The organism is Undibacterium pigrum, assembly GCF_003201815.1.
In the GTDB taxonomy this organism is placed as follows: domain Bacteria; phylum Pseudomonadota; class Gammaproteobacteria; order Burkholderiales; family Burkholderiaceae_D; genus Undibacterium; species Undibacterium pigrum.
Genome location: NZ_QJKB01000016.1, coordinates 1 through 15,467, shown reverse-complemented (window position 1 = coordinate 15,467; position 15,467 = coordinate 1). Strand labels below are relative to the sequence as shown.

The 15,467-nt window shown below is 49.5% G+C and carries 15 protein-coding genes; 10 read left to right on the top strand and 5 right to left on the bottom strand.

The genetic code is table 11. The features are described 5' to 3' along the window. Positions 1-177: 177 nt before the first annotated feature. Positions 178-573 carry a RidA family protein gene (locus DFR42_RS25935; protein ID WP_110258013.1) on the bottom strand — a complete coding sequence of 132 codons (396 nt, stop codon included), beginning with the start codon at positions 571-573 and terminating at the stop codon, positions 178-180. Between the two features lie 75 nt (positions 574-648). Here DFR42_RS25935 and DFR42_RS25930 point away from each other — a divergent pair, with 75 nt between their 5' ends. Together DFR42_RS25930 and sodC are read left to right on the top strand one after the other, a co-directional pair. Continuing rightward, complete coding sequence (locus tag DFR42_RS25930) at positions 649-1,374, top strand: ArsR/SmtB family transcription factor (protein WP_110257975.1); 726 nt, start codon at positions 649-651, stop codon at positions 1,372-1,374. A 264-nt stretch (positions 1,375-1,638) separates the two neighbouring features. Continuing rightward, positions 1,639-2,151, top strand: a complete 513-nt coding sequence (sodC, locus tag DFR42_RS25925) for a superoxide dismutase family protein (protein WP_110257974.1) — start codon at positions 1,639-1,641, stop codon at positions 2,149-2,151. A gap of 59 nt (positions 2,152-2,210) precedes the next feature. Here the strand turns inward: sodC and DFR42_RS25920 are convergent, their stop codons facing one another. After that, complete coding sequence (locus DFR42_RS25920) at positions 2,211-3,491, bottom strand: GNAT family N-acetyltransferase (protein ID WP_110257973.1); 1,281 nt, start codon at positions 3,489-3,491, stop codon at positions 2,211-2,213. A gap of 117 nt (positions 3,492-3,608) precedes the next feature. On the opposite strand from DFR42_RS25920, the gene DFR42_RS25915 reads away from it, so the two are divergent. The 4 genes from DFR42_RS25915 (at position 3,609) to DFR42_RS25900 (ending at position 6,087) form a co-directional block, all read left to right on the top strand. Continuing rightward, positions 3,609-4,601, top strand: coding sequence for a ribonuclease Z (locus DFR42_RS25915; protein ID WP_211324426.1), 993 nt, complete (start codon positions 3,609-3,611; stop codon positions 4,599-4,601). Positions 4,602-4,704: 103 nt separating this feature from the next. Continuing rightward, entirely contained in the window at positions 4,705-5,076 is a 372-nt protein-coding gene (locus tag DFR42_RS25910; protein WP_110257972.1) for a hypothetical protein, read from the top strand. Next, positions 5,069-5,413 (top strand): hypothetical protein, encoded by a 345-nt coding sequence (locus DFR42_RS25905; RefSeq protein WP_110257971.1) that lies wholly within the window; start codon positions 5,069-5,071, stop codon positions 5,411-5,413. Before DFR42_RS25910 ends, DFR42_RS25905 begins: the two co-directional genes overlap by 8 nt. Before the next feature lie 143 nt (positions 5,414-5,556). Continuing rightward, on the top strand, positions 5,557-6,087 hold the full coding sequence (locus DFR42_RS25900) for a hypothetical protein (protein ID WP_110257970.1): 531 nt from the start codon (positions 5,557-5,559) through the stop codon (positions 6,085-6,087). Between the two features lie 34 nt (positions 6,088-6,121). Here DFR42_RS25900 and DFR42_RS25895 read toward each other — a convergent pair whose 3' ends face one another. From DFR42_RS25895 to DFR42_RS25885, 3 genes are all read right to left on the bottom strand, one after another. Then, positions 6,122-6,649: a porin family protein gene (locus DFR42_RS25895; RefSeq protein ID WP_110257969.1), complete on the bottom strand. Its 528-nt coding sequence runs from the start codon at positions 6,647-6,649 to the stop codon at positions 6,122-6,124. 88 nt (positions 6,650-6,737) lie between these two features. Next, a complete protein-coding gene (locus DFR42_RS25890) occupies positions 6,738-7,913 on the bottom strand; it encodes a serine hydrolase domain-containing protein (protein WP_170133690.1) in 1,176 nt (391 codons plus the stop codon). 265 nt (positions 7,914-8,178) lie between these two features. Further along, positions 8,179-8,778, bottom strand: coding sequence for a hypothetical protein (locus DFR42_RS25885; protein ID WP_170133689.1), 600 nt, complete (start codon positions 8,776-8,778; stop codon positions 8,179-8,181). Between the two features lie 90 nt (positions 8,779-8,868). Between DFR42_RS25885 and DFR42_RS25880 the strand changes: the two genes are divergently transcribed. The 4 genes from DFR42_RS25880 (at position 8,869) to DFR42_RS25865 (ending at position 15,140) form a co-directional block, all read left to right on the top strand. Next, positions 8,869-13,089 carry a hypothetical protein gene (locus DFR42_RS25880; protein ID WP_110257966.1) on the top strand — a complete coding sequence of 1,407 codons (4,221 nt, stop codon included), beginning with the start codon at positions 8,869-8,871 and terminating at the stop codon, positions 13,087-13,089. A 91-nt stretch (positions 13,090-13,180) separates the two neighbouring features. Further along, positions 13,181-13,858, top strand: coding sequence for a hypothetical protein (locus DFR42_RS25875; protein ID WP_146218976.1), 678 nt, complete (start codon positions 13,181-13,183; stop codon positions 13,856-13,858). Next, positions 13,851-14,555, top strand: coding sequence for a hypothetical protein (locus DFR42_RS25870; RefSeq protein ID WP_146218975.1), 705 nt, complete (start codon positions 13,851-13,853; stop codon positions 14,553-14,555). Before DFR42_RS25875 ends, DFR42_RS25870 begins: the two co-directional genes overlap by 8 nt. A 63-nt stretch (positions 14,556-14,618) precedes the next feature. Beyond that, entirely contained in the window at positions 14,619-15,140 is a 522-nt protein-coding gene (locus tag DFR42_RS25865) for an alpha-ketoglutarate-dependent dioxygenase AlkB (protein ID WP_110257963.1), read from the top strand. Positions 15,141-15,467 lie beyond the last annotated feature (327 nt).

Here is a 15,467-nt window from a genome sequence, read left to right as displayed (position 1 = left end):
TTGTCAGCTAAATAGGGTGAAATTGCGAGTGTATGAACGGAATTAGAGGGCAAATCAAGCGATTTCCTGGCAGAAATAACATGGATGTTAATCTCGCATAAACATCTTTTGCAATTTCAATAGTATTTATGGCATGAATTGCCCCCTCAGCTTGCATGTCGCGCTGTCTTATTTATTTTATATCTGGCTATAGCGCTGAGCAGCGATGACTTCTATTTCCACCAGAAAATCTGGCTTGACCAAGGCAGGGATGATCATCAGCATGGACGCTGGTCTCGCATCGCCAAGGTAATTGCTGCGTATTTTTACGTACTCGGCAATGTCGGATTCCCTGGTCAGGTAATGTGTCACTTTGACGATATCAGCGATGGTCATGCTGCTGCTTTCCAGCATGCGGAGGATATTGCGCCAGGCAAGGTCGGCCTGAGCGCAGATATCTCCAGGCAAATTGCCGTCCTGATCCAGACCCGGTGTGCCAGATGTGAATAACCATCTGGTATAGCCAGACACTTCCATCGCATCTGTATATTTACCGATCTGGCTGGCGATGCCGATATTGTGTGGGATGTGCATGTTCATCTTTCGTTGTGGATAGTGAGGTACATTATGCTCAGGATGTTATTTCGACATTTCAGCCCAGGATGAAATATGGACGACGCACAAAATATTTCCGACGCTATACCTCACATCATTCCGCGCATTGCGGCCCTGATGGCAGACCCGGCACGTGCGGCCATGCTCTGGTCACTGATTGATGGCACGACACGTCCAGCCGGTGAGCTGGCTTTTGCCGCCAATGTATCAGCACAGTCAGCCAGCGCCCATCTGGCAAGGCTGGTGGAAGGTGGTTTGTTAACGTCGCAGGCACACGGACGGCATCGCTATTTTCGTATCGCCAGTGCTGAGGCTGCCAGTCTCATAGAATCCATGGCTGTTCTTGGTGCAGCAACTCACACTAAAGCATCACGCCAGCCACCTCAGCCTGCCTTGGTACGCAGCATGCCAAAGCCGTTTTTACATGCAAGGACTTGTTATGACCACCTTGCAGGTGAATTGGCTGTGCAATTGCTGGATGCCATGCTCACAGCGAAATGGCTGGAAGCAGATGGCAAGGATTTCAAGCCAAGCGCGCTGGGTAGTGAAAAGCTCGCCGCCCTGGGAATTGCAAGGACTGAGCACACAAAGAGTCGCCGCATATATGCCCGCTGCTGCATAGACCTGACGCAACGCCGCCCGCATCTGGCGGGCGTACTGGGTGCCGAGTTGTTAAACATGTTTGTCAGGGAGGCCTGGATACTGCGTACACCACGTTCTCGAATTGTGAGTCTTACACCCAAAGGCCAGGACGCTATTCGAAAAATCTTTGATGTTTAATGCCAGGGCGATTTTGTGCAATCCTTCTGGTTTCAAAAAATGAATATGTCGATTTAATATTCCTGCTATCTGCATATTGAGAGCTGAGTGTATTTCGCTACCATGCTGTTGTCAGCCAATAGCATTCGCTTATTTTTGTAACACCATGTAAGGCCTGGCTTCTGGCGCCTTCTCGAAATTGCCAATTGCATGCCAGTCGCGTATATTTTCAGTCCTTACGCCACTATGCTGGCGTTGATTGAATTTCTTTGAGGTAATACCATCATGAAAACCAAAATTATTTTTTCCTTGTTAAGCGCCTTGCCACTGATCGCAGCGGCGGATGTCACTGTGAACATGAACCAGGTCAGTGAAGCTGGTGTTGGCACCAAACTGGGACAGGTCCTTGTCTCTGAAAGCAAATATGGCCTTGTGTTTACGCCTGCCTTGACAGGACTGACACCTGGTTTGCATGGCTTCCATGTACACCAGAATGCAGATTGCAGCGCCAAGGAAAAAGATGGCAAGCTGGTTGCAGCTCTTGGTGCAGGTGGCCACTATGATCCAGAAAACAGCAATCGCCATGGCACACCTTGGGGTGATGGCCATGCAGGTGATTTGCCGCCTCTGTATGTCGATGCAAGTGGTAATGCCAATCAGCCTGTACTGGCACCACGTTTGAAAATGGCTGACCTTAAAGGCCGTTCATTGATGATACATGTAGGCGGTGACAACCATTCAGACCATCCGGCGATGCTTGGCGGCGGCGGTGCTCGCTTGGTGTGCGGTGCTTCCTGATTCTGAGATTACAGCAAGACTGTCGTCACTTTGAGATGGCGACAGTCTTGATGAGTTTGTCAGGACGGTGATTCGCTTTTGGCTGCTTTTTCTTTTTTGAAGGGATTGCGGTCAGGAGCATCGTCATGTTCTATGCCCAGCAGCAGGCGTTTCATGAGCTTGTTCAGCACTGGCTGGCGATGGCGCACAAATACGCCAAAAGTTTGCGGCTTGGCACCCAGGGCAGCTTTAGGTTCGAGGGCAGTGCGGCCATAAGAAATGCGTTTGCAACCCAGGTCTATTGCATCGGCAATGCCTGCATGCAGCAGGCGCAGGTAGATGGGTAATTCTTCAGCCGCCGCACGTTCAAAACCTATGTGGTAGGCAATTGCGGTTTCTCCATCTGCGACAGAAATCAAAAAGCCCAGCAAGCGGCCATCGCGTTTGATGACGCTGCACCTGAACTTGTCGCCAGCGGCAGCCTGCAAGACAGGAAAATATTCTGGCAGTAATTCAAAAGGACGGAAACTGGCATTCACTTGCACTGCTTTATACAAGGCAAAGATGTCATCGAGGACCGGTGTCAGGTCAGTCAATTTTTCCAGAGTGCAGCCTGCTTCCTCCATAGGCTTGAAGATGGCATTGCGAATGCTGCTGCGGTATTTGGATGCCAGGCTGGCGAGGTAGTCATCATAGTTTTTCCATGACGCTGACAATTCAAGCACCATGTTAGGCTCAGTTTCTATATAACGATAACTGAGGTTTTCCAGATGTGCAGCCTGTTCTATGTAAGGATCATGCAGATCCTTGATCATGACGAAATGGGTTTTGCCTGCAAGTTTTTCTGCCTGCCGTACACGATATAAAACTTCGACGACACCATGCCAGGCCAGTTTGGGATCAACATCTTTGGCAAAGGCGATTCCATGCTGACCAAAAGTCAGGAAGTTGCCGCAAGTGAGTATGCGTTGCCTGGCATGTTGCGCCAGTTGATCGAGTGGCAGCCCCCATTTTTTATCTGTCTCTGCCGATTTTTCTGACCTGGCCTGCGCGAGGCTGATATCGGCAATTTGCATATACACGGCAGCGACCGCTTGACGGTCTGCACCAGTGCCATCAAAAATCAGGGCATAGCGGGCGGACAGATTCAGTGGCAAGACCTGCTCCAGGGCAGCCAGGTATTCCAGTGACATGAAGAAACCCGACTGTTCTGCCAGTTCTTGCCATGAGCCGGCATCCAGCATGCCGATGGAGTCGGCAATGGCATAATGCAAGTCTGCCGGGCCACGCAGACGCTTGCGTTCTTTTTGTCGCTCTCTCAAAGCACTGGTAATGGATTGCAGCGCGGCAGGAATTTTCATGTGTCAGTCTTGCTATGAATGGTGAATTGGCATCATAAACGCAAAACAGTCTGTGGAACAGTTTAGCCAGGATAGTATTGTTAGAATTTGCAACGGTGTTGAATTCTCATACAATTCATGGCGAAAGCTTTAATCAAGTTGAAAGAATTTGTGGACATATTATTTTTAGGCACTTCAGCAGGTGCGCCTACCCGTCAGCGTAATGTGACTGGCCTGGCTCTGCTGCCAGATCAGGGCAGTGCATGGTATTTGATCGATTGTGGCGAAGCCACCCAGCATCAGTTACTCAATACCCCATTGTCTGTGCATGGCTTGCAAGCGATTTTTATTACCCATGTGCATGGCGACCATTGTTATGGCTTGCCAGGTTTGCTGGCCAGCGCTGCCATGAATGGCCGTAAAACGCCGTTACAGATTATCGCGCCCAAAGGCATACAGGCCTGGCTGGAAGCAACTCATGCCATGTCTGAATCGTTCTTGCCATTTGAATTGCAATTCACCGCCGTGGAAGAGATGGATGGCTGGCAAGATCATGCCGTGACCGTTGAGGCAACGAAGTTGTCGCACCGTGTGCCTACTTTTGCTTACCGCTTCCTTGAGAAGCATACAGAAGCTGCACTAGATACGGCCAGATTGCATGCGGAAGGCGTGCCACCAGGCCCCTTGTGGGGGAAGTTGAAAAAAGGCGAGGACATCGTCCATGCCGGCAAGACCTTTGCCAGTGCTGACTACCTGCATTATCCCTACCCCTTGCGCGGCATTATCGTTGGTGGTGACAATGACCAGCCGGATTTGTTGCGTGAAGCCAGCAAGAAAGCACAAGTGCTGGTGCATGAAGCGACTTATACGATGGATGTTGCTGCGCGAGTCGGAGGCCATGTTCAGCACAGTTCAGCTGCTGCTGTCGCAGGTTTTGCTGCATCCGCCGGCTTGCCCAATCTGGTCCTGACGCATTTCAGTGCGCGTTATCAGGCAGATAGTGAGAAGTCGCCATGCATTAGCGAGATACAGACTGAAGCAGAAGCGCATTATCAAGGTAATTTATTTCTGGCAGAAGATTTTGCACGTTTCCGTCTGGATAAAACTGGTACCTTAAGCAAATTGGCATAAGCACGAATGAAACAGATGCGTTAAGAAAAGGAATTTTTTTACTCCCATGCCTTGTACAGAAAGTTTCTAAAATTTTTTGTCAGACTAACCAAACAGGAACTCCATGATTGAATTTGTCTTTGAAGTTTTATTGCAACTGGTTTTTGAAGTCCTTGAACTGGTATTTTCATCAGGAGTGGGAAAGAGTAAACGGGTGCAAATGCCACTTTGGTTAAGCATCATCGTGTACGCCGGGTTTGGTGCTCTTGCCGGTTTTATCAGTGTGTTGATTTTTCCTCAGGCTTTCTTGCATGGAAATATTGCCCGTATTGCCAATCTGGTTGTGACACCCTTATTGATGGGAGTACTCGCAGGTATGTTTGCTGCATGGCGCGCAAGTGGTCAGAAAGGAGTTTTTCTCTATCGCTTTGCCAGTGCTTACGCCTTCGCCTTGTCTTTAGCCCTGTTCCGTTTTTTTGCAGCAAATCATGCCTGATTTTTTGCGTTTGTTCTTGTGCATGATTTGCCTGGCTTTGACTGCTTGTTCCAAACCTGATTCCGTAACAAGTTTGGACAAGGATGCTTTGACAGCCCTGGTTTTCAAGGACTGGAAACCAGCAGAAAAAGATAAGCCTGTCTGGCATCCTGTCATCAGGATGAACCAGGAGAGCAAGGACAAGGAGCAAATGACGCTGCGTCCTTTGCAAGTGCAGCAGTTGGGTGATGACAGGGCTGTTTTATTGCTGGCAGCAGAGCCTGTGATCGCAGGACATGGTACGCCTGGTGTGCTTAGTGCATACTGGTTCAAGCGCACAGGCGATAGATGGATGTAAGAACTCATTTCATAAATAGGATGAGTGCGAACAAGGCGATTTGGGATGCAGTGCAAGGCGCGACCCGCTGCTAAGGCTGGTGCCTTAGCGAGGGCGGGGTGGCTCACTACGCGCAGCAATGCGCCCAAATCGTCAGTTCCCGAATGGGTGTCTTTGGTCATTTTCGTGAAACCGATATTCATGAATTACAAACAGGACATTTTGCACTTGCTGTTTACTGGCAGGATGCCGGTGGCGGCCAGGAATCAAGGTATCTATCACTATTCAAACTCGATGAGCAGGTCGTGACGACCATGATCAAGGATGACAGTCTGCTACTCGACATCAGCACGGCAGGCACGCAAGGATGCGAAGAGCGGATGCAACAATTGCCAGGTAAAAAAATACGTAAGCGTTTGAATGATCGTGAAGCTCCATTCGCGCAGTGTTATGACCAGAAAAGCACATGGACCATCGAAAAAGGCCAAACTGCAACAGGTGATTTAACGCTTGAATCGGTAGCCAGGATATTTGCCAATAAAGAAGTTGCCCATGATGCGGATCAGGACGGTGAGACATATACCAGCTATGAATTCACCGCCACGGCCAGCAAAGGCAAGCAGGTGTTTCGTTATGATGTTGCTACAGGTTTGTATCAACGCATCAGCGGAAAAAACCTGCTTCCCGATTTGTAAACCAGGCAAGCTTCAGCCTGTATCCAGATGAATATTAAAAGCGATACTTCGCACCCAGTGTCGCAGTCGTGACTTCGCTCTTGGAGAAGCGATTAGCCTCCAGCTTCAGGCTGAAGCTGGATGTTAACTGGTAATCAGCACCCAGGCCAAAACTGACATCTGTTTCACGTTTGTCACCGAGTGAGTTTGAGCCTGATTTCATGTTTGTCTGGCCTATGCCCATGCGGCCATATACACCAAACTTGTCATAGATAGGTGTGCGCCCTATGACAGCGATGCCTAAATGGCCTTCGGGATAATAATTTTTATCGCCAAGCAGACCATCGATCAAGCGAAAACTCATGCTGCGATAAAACACTTCTGCCGCAAAATTTTGATTGAACTGGTATCCAGCATTCAAGCCACCGATAAAATCTTTGCCTTCCTTGACTACTTTGGATGATACCGATGATTTGCCCAGGTCGATACCTGCATAAAAACCTTGCTCATCCTTGTCTTCAGCTGCTGCAGCAGTCAAAGAGATCATCAGCAAGCTGCTTGCTATAAGTGCGGTTAATTTCATGTTTTGTTCCTTGTCTAAAATTTTTTGCGGATCAAAGTACTCCGCACGAAAAATGTGAATGTACTACTTGAGCATTCGGTGATTGCAACTATTGAGGCAGAAGAGGTCGTAGTAATGAATCGGCGAACTCATCAAGCTTGCCGATAACTGCGGCGTCATAGCAGTTGCAGGCGACGGCTACTGCAACGTTCTTGCTTGGTACTACCCTGTTAGTGGCGTAGTAAGTCAATTCAGTGCCATTGTGCGCACTGATATTGCCCAGGCCAGGAAAGCTGGAGATACCCCAGCCAAGTCCGTAACCATCGACAGACGTATGCATCAGTTGAAAACTGGCTGGACTGAGGTAATTGCTCTGACCTTGCAAGCCGCGCAGATGCTCCCGCAAAAAGGCGCCATAGTCACTCAGGTTCAAATTCATGCCACCGGCTGCATTGATAAAAAATGCATAGCGTGGATCAACGACAGATGAAGTGGCTTTCCAGTTGCCCGTCACCAGGGTATGCCCGATATTATTATTGACACCAAGATCTTCAGGGAAACCAAAGCGTCCTTTGATATTGAGCGCAGCGAACACTTCTTTCTGCATCAGGTTTTCATAGGTGTCAGCACCTGCAACTTCTGCCATCAGACCCGCCAGGGCATATCCTATGTTGGAATACACCATCTTGCTATTTGGCGTGTACTCAGGAGCATCCTGGAGTAACAGGACTGCAAGAGAACGGCGGTCTGACACCAGATCACCCGTCAGTAAGGGCAGGGCTTTGAGTATGGTGTTGTCATCGGCTTCGCGCGGCAAGCCAGAGCGGTGGCGCAATAGCTGCTCTACAGTGACGTTCATATATTCCGGGCGGATTTGCGTGCGCCAGGCTGGAAATATCTCTGCTATCGTACTATCCCATCGTATTTTCTTTTGTTCCACCAGGCGGCCTATCATGGTGGCAGTTGCGGCTTTTGTCAGCGAGCCCAACTGGAACAAGTCTGTGCTTTGCACGCTCTTGTTGGTATTGGCCTCTCTATTGCCTGTCACGACGTTTTCCACTTTGTCCTGATTGATGATGGTCACAGTAACAGCAGGAAAATTATTGCTGCTGCGGAAGCGTTCTACCTCGGCACGCAAGGCTTCGCCGCTTAATAGTGCCGCGGGCTTTTGCACATCTACAGATGCAGTAGTCGCTGGTACGGGAGTGGTAGAGCTGCCCCCGCAGGCGGTAAGGATGCCGCAGATGCAGAGAGCAAGCAGTCTGGAATTCAAAGGTGTATTCATAGTCCTGTCTTCTATCCTGTAAGGTCGGCCGTCAGTCTTATCAAAGACAAATGATGTCAGCGGCGTCATGGTTAATCACCGGGCCTCAAACATGGAGCATCTGAGGTAATGCAGCGGGCGCAGTATCACCATTTATTTGTCAATAGACTATGCTTTGGTGCAAGGTATAGTTTTTTAAAACGATGAGTACCGTGTGATAGAACTTGCAACTATGATTTGCAAAATTGCATGTAACTGTTATGGTTTGGCAGGCGGGGGAGATGACTCAGTTTTGAGCAGAAAAGTGCAAGCCTTGCAAAATTTGTTTTTGCAAATACTGGTCTTGCCTGGCATATTTTTTCTTGCTGTAGAGGTCCAGCGTATAGATTTGTCCAACAGAGTTGACTTGAGGGCGCAGGAAGAAATAGCGCCAGCGGTTTTTGGATCCAGTTCTAGTTCCGATAGTGACAACTGGACATTGATAAACCGGGATACCTGCAACAAGCAATTGACTGTCATACGCGATTTTATTTTCACATAAGTCGTCCGCCAATTCCAGGGCTGAGTTTGTCATGCTGATGACGTCATGCATGACGAATAATTCCAGATGTGGGGTTTTCTCAAAAACGCCGTTGCGACATGAGTCTGTACGCAGTAAGGCAACAAAGCCATGATTGGGGCCGGGTGCTGGCGTGGTGCATAACTTGAGTGGCTGCGGAAAATGAATAGTGAATCCATACGCTGGATTTGTGTACTTGGCAGTGATCTGCAAATCTGCTGCCAACACCTTGCCAGTAAAAGATGCACCAGCGATCAGCCCCATGCAGAAAATACTGCCAGACATCAAAGACACCGCATTCTGTAGTCTGGATTTTACCTGCTTCATGGTGGCGAGTAATAATTTGTATAGCTTGTAGCGATTGTAAAATATACCACTATAATTGGCATGACTATTTGTAAATTCACAGGAAATAATATGCTGACAAAATGGATGATCTTCTTGCTCTTCGCATGCAGCAGTATTGCCAGTAGTGCGGCAGAATTTCCTGTGAATGCAGTGCCAGACCCCTTGAAGACCTGGGTGCCATGGGCACTGGACGGTGTTGAAAATCTGGGTTGCCCACAGCTAGGAGAGGCAAGTGAAAAGCAATGCGCATGGCCGAGTGCCCTGGAAATCAAGGTCCATGCACAAGGGGCGAGTTTTGCTCAAGAGTGGCAAGTCATGCGTGATACCTGGGTTTATTTGCCGGGAAGTGCCCTGCACTGGCCCCAGGAGGTCAGCGTGGATGGCAAGGCCCAGCCAGTCATTGCACGTGAAGAAGTGCCTGTCATTAAACTGACGCGTGGCACGCATAAATTGACAGGCCGCTTTTTCTGGTCTGCCGTGCCAGAATTCTTGCCTCTGCCAGCCAGCGCAGCCTTGCTGAAACTTGAATTGAATGGCAAGCCAGTGAGCTTTCCCGTACGCGATGAAAGCAATCAACTGTGGTTGCAGCGCAAGGCTGAAGCCGATGCTGGTGAACAGATACAGTTAAGGACTTTTCGCAAGATCATTGACGGTGTACCTGTCACAGCTGAAACTTTTATCCGTCTCGAAGTCTCTGGCAAGGGCAGGGAGGTAAACCTTGGGCGTGCGCTTTTGCCAGACTTGATACCGCTGGAACTCAAGTCGACTCTGCCTGCTGCATTGCAGCCTGACGGCAGCATGAAAGTACAGGTCAGGGCAGGCAAATGGGATATACGTCTGCTGGCTCGCCACCCGGGAGTTATCAAGAATCTGATTCTGCCTGAAGGCAAAGGATTAGTGGCGGAAGAAGAGGTCTGGTCTTATCAAGCCACGCCCATGATACGTACTGCTGCAATAGAAGGGCCATCAACGGTAGATCCGCAGCAGACTACCTTGCCGCAAGAGTGGCGTAATTTGCCTGCCTATCTCATGCATGCTGGCAGTGTATTTACTTTCAAGGAGATCAGGCGAGGTGATAGCGATCCTTCACCTGACAAACTAGCCATGCAGCGCCGTGTATGGCTGAGCTTTGATGGCTCTACCCTGACCATGAGTGACAAGATCAAGGGTGATATTAATCGTTCTAGCCGTCTCGTCATGGGCAATGTCGCTCAATTGGGGCGTGTCAGCATGTCAGGGCAGGATCAATTGATCACCCGTGGTAATGACAAGCTGGCAGGGATAGAAATCAAGCGTGGCAGCATTGATGTCAGTGCCGACAGCGTGGTCGGCGATGCCACCCGCAAGTTATCAGCAGTCACCTGGCAACAGGACTTCGACAAACTGGCCATAGAATTGATCTTGCCTGCTGGCTGGCGTTTATTACATGCGGGCGGTGCCGACAAGGCAGAAGGCGCATGGTTGTCGCGCTGGAACCTGCTCGATTTTTTCCTGGTACTGGTGATTGCGCTGGCCACGGGTAAACTATGGGGCAGGCTATGGGGTGTGCTGGCCTTGTTTGCTTTGGCCTTGTCTTATCAGGAAATGGATGCGCCGCGCTATTCCTGGATAGTCCTGCTGGCGCTGATAGCCATCGTCCGTGTCTTGCCAGCCGGGCGCTTTCATGTCTGGATCAAGCGCTTGCAACTGGTCAGTTTGCTGGTACTGGTTTTGCTGAGCTTGTCATTTGCAACTCAGCAGGTGCGCTCAGCTTTATATCCAGTGCTGGAAATAGATGGCAACGTTGACTATGGGTTCCAGCGCACGCAGTTTGACGAACCAGTTGCAGCGGCAGCAGCACCTGCAGAAATGAGTGGTGGCAGTAATGTCGCTGACGCGCCTCCGCCACCTCCGGCGTCTCCGGTAATGCGGGAAGAGCCCATGCCCAGCCAGATAGCTGCTGACAGGCTTGTTAAAGCGGAGATAGCTAATCCATATAGCTTGAGCAAATCCAAATCGATTGCTGGTTCCCGCGCCACTAACTATCAGATCACCAATTACCAGATGCTGGACCCGGATGCCAAAGTGCAGACCGGGCCAGGTCTGCCGACCTGGAACTGGCGCTCACACCGTCTGATTTTTGATGGGCCTGTCACAAAGGATCAGCAGCTGGATTTATGGTTGTTACCGCCGTGGGCAAATAAAATACTGGTCTTGTTGCGCCTGATATTGCTGGCAGCATTGCTGGTTTGTGTCAGTGAATTCTGGAAAAGGCGTGATCAGGGGCCAGGTAATGGTAATGGCAATGCACCTGCAAGCGGCAGATGGCACTGGCCTGCCTGGGGCAAGCTGGCATCCATTGTCATCATGAGTAGCATGACTGCGCTGACGGGCATGTACAGCGATCCTGCGCAGGCTCAGATACCCAATAAGGAACAACTGGAAGAACTTAAAGAGAAACTCACGCGGCCAGCAGATTGCCTGCCAGACTGTGCAGAAATTACGCGCATGCTGGTGCAAATCAATGGCAATTATGTCAGGCTGGGTCTGGATATTGATGCTGCAATAGAAACCAGCATCCCTTTGCCTGGTGGCAGCAGACATTGGTTACCAGGTGATGTGCGCCTGGATGGCAAACCTGCTTATGTGCGTCGTGGCGATGGTGGCACTATCTGGTTACTGGTGCAAGCAGGGCGACACAGGCTGGAGCTGGCAGGTGATTTAATACAAAGTGATACCTTGCAATTGCCGTTGCCACAAAAACCAAGACGCGTTGACATTCAGGCTGACGCCTGGGACGTCGCTGGTTTGTCTGATGACACTGGTGTTGCTGACACCTTGCAGTTCAATCGTCGCATCAAGGCCAGCGACAAGTCAGAAGCCTCGGCTTTGCCCAGTTTCCTGCACGTCACCCGACGCCTGATACTGGATAAGGAATGGCAGGTAGAAACCACGGTATCGCGTGACACCCCTATGGGGCAGCCCGCACTGGCGCAAATCCCCTTGTTGCCTGGTGAGGCTGTGACTACTGCTGGCTTAAGCATCAAGGATGGTATGGTCGCGGTTAATCTCGGGCCGCAGACAGCAAGCATGGAATGGCGTTCAAACTTGCCGCAATCTGCACAAATCAAACTCAGCATCGGCCAACAAAGCAATTGGGCCGAGACCTGGATAATCGCGGCATCTGGCCTCTGGCACTTGAATGCTACTGGTTTGCCACCGCTGGCCAGTGATGGAAATAATGCTGAAAACGGCGGTGAACTGGTATTTCGTCCCTGGCCAGGAGAAGTGCTGCAGCTCAATATAGAGCGCCCGCAAGCCATTGCAGGCCAGACCCTGACGATAGATAAAAGCATGCTGTTTATCAGTCCGGGCAGCAGGGCGACTGACTATCAACTGAGCTTGCATTTGCGTAGCAGCCGTGGTGGCGACTATACACTGACACTGCCAGAAGGCGCGGTGCTGCAGCGTGTCAGCATCAATCGCCAGGTCAGGCCATTGCGCGCCAACGGCAGGCAACTGGTGTTGCCGGTAATGCCAGGTTCGCAAGATATAGAGGTGCATTGGCGGCTGGATAAGGGCATGGGCAGCAGTTATACAAGTGCTACTGTCAATTTGCAGCAGGCCAGCGTCAATAATACTTCACACTTGAAGCTGCCACATGATCGCTGGCTATTGCTGGCGAGTGGTCCTGGCATGGGGCCAGCCATTTTGTTCTGGGGCAAACTCATCGTCTTGCTGCTGGTTGCAGTGGCCCTGGGGCGCTTTGCGGGCCTGCCTGTGACTACCCGCCAATGGTTGCTGCTGACACTGGGCTTGACACAGGTTGCCTGGTGGAGTGCTGCACTGGTGGTAGCCTGGTTCTTTGCATTTGACCGGCGCGCCAAAGTGACAGACAGCGCGACCCCAGGATGGCTCTTCAATCTGCGTCAACTGAGCCTGGCCGTACTGACCATGATATTGCTGGGTATTTTGCTGGCCGCGGTGGAAAGCGGTTTGCTGGGCCAGCCAGATATGCAGGTCAGCGGCAATGGCTCCAGCGCAAATAATCTGATCTGGTATCTGGACAGGGCTACAGCGGACCTGCAAACAGTATGGATATTGTCTTTGCCTATCCTGGCTTACCGCGGCCTTATGTTGCTCTGGGCATTATGGCTGGCATGGTCATTACTGAGTTGGTTGAAATGGGGCTGGGCAGCATTTGCTACTGACAGTTTATGGAAACAAAAACCGCATGTGCTGGATGTTGGTGAGCCTGAACCTGAAATGAGCGTGAATTCAGAAGCCAATTCGGTAGATAATCAGCAGTGATGAAAAAAGCTCAGGCATTGTTGTTAATGCCTGAGTTTATTGTTGTTTTCAGAATTGCCAGGCATTTAATGGGCAAGCGTAGTTCGGGAATTTGCTTAAAATAAAAAGTCCGACAATGAATAAATATTGGCATTACCTTTCTCGCACTACCGCAGTCGTCCTTATTTTGAATTGCAGCACAAATACAGTGAATGCCGCTGATATGGCATCTGCAAAACGACATCTGGTGACGGGTTCTCTGACGATGGAGCATGTCGCCGCCCTGGATGCGGCTTTGAAAGCGAATCCTGACTTGAATGAAATAGAATTGGTAGATGTGCCTGGTGCCCGCAAGATCGCGCCTGATGTCGCTTATCAATTTCAGTTGCGAATAAACCGGAATCAGATACGCACATATGCCAGGAGTTTTTGCGCCTCCACATGTGCCTACATTTTTCTGATGGGGCATGAGCGCACTCTTTTGCCTTCCAGTACAGGGCAAGACACCTTGCTACTCCTGCATTCCATCCATTCTGGCATTGATGGTACCTTTCAGCGTGTCTATAACGATGATTTGATTTCTATCGTGCATCAACGCAGCGAGGGCAGACTGCCTTTGGATCTTTTGAATAAAATGTACGATACCACAGACAGAAGTGGCGGTATCTACATATACCGAAAGCCAGGTAGCACTGGCGGTCATATTTTCTTTCAAGCCCAATATGGTGCCAAACGTCTCAAGATCAGTGATGCTACGCCCGCAGATTTAGGAATTAATATCGATGAATAAATACACCCGAGATTGCTTAAGTATGAAAGCTCTGGTGAAATGCTTCGCGAGCATGTGCATGATATTTTCTTTGCTCACGGCAAGCTGCGGGGCTTTGGCACAACAGACTTCAACTAGTGCAGATGCATCAACTGATCAGCATTTCCGTATAGCAGGAAAAATCGACAAAGTCATGCTTGAAAAATTTGATGCAGCTATCAGAATCCACCCAACAATTTCAGAGCTTGAATTTGATGGCGTGATGGATAGCCGTGAAATCGACATCGAAGCCATCATGGGTTTTCATCAAAGAATTAAGCAGTATCATCTCTCGACCACAGCCCGCGGCTTGTGCATAGGTTCGTGCGCTTTATTATTCATGACTGGTTATACACGTACTGTGCTGCCGGGTGTAAATAAGGCCTCGACCAGAGTTGGCTTGCGGCCGCTCACCAATCAACAAGATGAATTTATGATGGATGAAACTGATGCATTGATAGCAGAAATAGTCAGACGCAGCGATGGCAAAATAACTCTGGAGTTTATAAGGAAGATATACCTGGTCCGGGACGAAATCGCCAGCCTCATGATACAACTCCATGCGGGAAAAAGTGATGTCCAGGTAATTTTTCTTGAGCGTGCTGGCCAAAAATTCCAGTTAATCGAGCCGTCTACGGCAGAAGATTATGGTTTGAAGATAGGAAGTCAATTATCCTAGTGTAAGATTGAATCAATCTTTAAGTTCGTTTTTACGACCTTACGCACTATTCCAGGTATCAAAATGCAAGCACCAGCAATTTATTTAAAACCAGATTTTCTCCCAGCATCAGCAGACTTATTTTCCAAACTGGAAAATGAAGTCATCTGGGACGAAAGAATGCGCGCCCGCAAGACAGCGAGCTTTGGTGTGGCCTATGATTATTCTCAAATATCGTATGCAGCTACGCCCATGCCAGATTTTTTACAAATGATCTGCCGGGCTCTGGAAAATGAACTGGGGTTTCTTCCCAATAACTGCCTGTTGAATTTTTACGTCGACGGTAATTCGTCCATGGGTTTTCATTCAGATTCCACTGATGAACTGGCTGAGGGTAGTGGCGTTGCCATCATCTCGCTGGGCAGTTTGCGCCATATTGCTTATCGCCTCAAGCGAGATAAAAGTCAGGAATTTCTATATCCTTTACCACCCGGCAGCCTCCTTTATATGTCAGCAGCCATACAACAAGATTGGCTGCATGCCATTCCCAAAGAAACCACTGCAGGCCCACGAATTAGCATGACGTTCCGGGAAATTAGGCGTTGATAAGGGGGGAGCAAGTTCCTGTACATCCTTGTAAAAATTGCTTGAGAGGTGAACCTCTCTTTAAGAAATTATTTAAGGAATATCTGATTAAGTTCTAATTTTGATCATTTTCAAAATCGTGTTCCAGCCAAAGCGTAAAATGCGCTGACAGAACATGATTTTCATTAAAATTGGGGGAGTTGCCTCCCCAGTTGCTTCAGTTCTCGTGCGATTTCTCGCACTTTGGGCACATTATGCCCCTTGCAGGCGCATCAAGCGCCTGCGAACCATGAACAGATTTGCCAGTGCACAGGTGACGAACAAGCGGTGCGCATTTTTCTGTAACCC